Below are 514 nucleotides of genomic sequence, written 5' to 3'. Positions count from 1 at the left end.
AGGGCATCAGACACCCAGCGCAGCGAGCGCCTGCGCCTCGGTCATCGTCGGGATGGTAGCAGCGCGCGCGCCGGACACACCGATCAGGCCCTCGAACACGCTGATGATCGTTTTGAGGGCTGAGAGTGCGGTCTGTGCGTCGGTCTGAATGGTCGTTCCGAGGACAGCACCACCGCCTGAGATCGCCGCTGCAATCTGCGTTGCGACCGTATTCAGATCGGACAAGATGCTGTCCACCCGCGTCTTCCAGTCGGCGTTGTTATAGGTGATTGTGAGTGTCGATCCGGCAGCGTCGGAGAAAGCCGTCAGCGCCCCGGACAGCGCTGTATCGGCTACGGTGATTGCGGCCATGTACGGCGATAGAGCCGGATAAGCCGCCAGGAAACCAGCGACTGTGGCAGCAGCGTTCAGGCCGGCCTGCCCGTAATCCTTCACTTTCGTCACATTCAGCGTGATCGTGGTGACGCCGTTCGTCGTGGTGGCCGTGCAGGCGGCGAGGCCGGCAATGCCTGCG

1 protein-coding gene is annotated in these 514 nt (G+C 63.0%); it reads right to left on the bottom strand.

Annotated elements, in window-relative coordinates:
- Positions 1 to 6: 6 nt before the first annotated feature.
- Positions 7 to 514 (bottom strand): hypothetical protein (locus GOB90_RS18815; RefSeq protein WP_173572238.1); only part of this gene is annotated, 508 nt, incomplete at its 5' end.

The sequence above is a fragment of the Acetobacter oeni genome, from assembly GCF_011516825.1.
Classification (GTDB): domain Bacteria; phylum Pseudomonadota; class Alphaproteobacteria; order Acetobacterales; family Acetobacteraceae; genus Acetobacter; species Acetobacter oeni.
The sequence above is the reverse complement of the archived record's forward strand: the minus strand, read 5'-3'. Positions and strand labels throughout refer to the sequence as shown.